Raw genomic sequence first — 1,426 nt, 5'->3', positions numbered from 1 at the left:
AGCCACATCCTGCGAGAATTTGCAGAGCGTATGGCGACCTCGGAAACGTACGCTGTTTTTCTGGTCCGCGGTGGGCGTGGAGGGGCAGGCCTCTTCCAGCGAATCGCAAATACGCTATCCGCCGCGCTCKAGTGGGCTGTGACAGCAGATGACATCCGTCAATGGCTCAGKCGCCTCTCGCGCAGCGTTGGCGACMCTGTGCTTGTCCTTGCGATTGACGGAGTCGTTCCGGACTCACCGGTTGCAAATGACATGGAAGAACTTTCTGAGTCGGGCTTCGGTCCGCGATTGCGGCTTCTGGCCACGACCGACGACGTTGGCGGCTTGCTCTCCGGCTCGAACGGCCGCGATGTTTCCGCGCTGGGGGAGGCTGCCCAAACTATCCAGGTTGACGTGTTGAGCCAGATAGAGTTTCAGAAGGCGCAAGAGGTTCTCGCGGCCCACCGGATCGGTTTCCTGAAAGGAGCAGATTTCGCCGGCGAATACCGCGCTCCCTGGCTGCTTCGGACGCTGCTCGCCGATATTAGCCAGGATAGCCGACACACAKACCATGGCGTAGTGCTGTCCTCGATGTTGGGTATTTGGTTCATCGACGCCGTGAGAAAGCGCTTTGCGGGACTAKGKGAAGCGGCTCACGGCTTTCGCCTTCTTGCGCGCGACTTCGTCGCCGATGTGGCACGAACCTCGAGCGAGCTCGCCTTAGAAATGTCGCWCGGGTTTGTAGTGCGGCGCGATGCTTTGCAGCAGCCGACACGTGACGTCATCGACAGCCTCGCTTCGCAGGGATGGTTGCGCAGCTATCGCCATGCTGGCGGTGAAGATGTGATTGCGCCCCGCGCACCAGACCTATTTCTGAGTGAGGTAGCTTACGCGATTTCGGAGGAATTGGAACGGAAGGTTGCGGCGGATCCACGAGCTGCCGGCCACTGGTTGGCAGATCGCCTTGAGGGTGTCTTCCTTGGAGACCTCATCGGGGCCCAAGCCATTCGCGATATGGCCACAAGGCAGGGCGCCTTCTCCAGCGGTCTGCTCGTTGGGCTGTATGACCGAACGCCCCGAGCGAGGCCCTTCAAGCGGGGCATGGTCGCATTTCAAAAGCCGGATGGGACGCTGCAGGATCTTCGCATCAACGGCGACKGCACGGTAACGCTGCTGGACGCGGCGAGACAGCCGCAAGGTGAACCGATTGATCTTGAAGGAGAACTACCGCGGACCTATGGGCCGATGGCAKGGTGGATGATCCTCGCTCAGTTGGCCTATCTTCCTGCCTCGGTCGGGGACGATGATCGACCGCTGGTTGGTGGCTCGTTGCTGCTTGAGATTGGAACCTGCCCATTTCCGTTGATGCGAGCGGCCCGCGACCCKGTCGGGCATCTCGTCCAYGATATCGCCGGGCACGGGTCGGTGCTTTGCGTAGAAAACGGAG

The 1,426-nt window shown here is 60.7% G+C and carries 1 protein-coding gene; it reads left to right on the top strand.

Going from position 1 to position 1,426, the window contains the following annotated elements; genetic code table 11:
- Positions 1 to 198 precede the first annotated feature (198 nt).
- On the top strand, positions 199 to 1,426 hold a 1,228-nt coding region (locus QD357_RS32255; protein WP_414126072.1), incomplete at its 3' end, for a hypothetical protein.

The organism is Rhizobium sp. BR 317 (assembly GCF_047445835.1).
In the GTDB taxonomy this organism is placed as follows: Bacteria; Pseudomonadota; Alphaproteobacteria; order Rhizobiales; family Rhizobiaceae; genus Rhizobium; species Rhizobium paranaense.
This window is presented reverse-complemented; position numbering and strand designations above follow the sequence as displayed.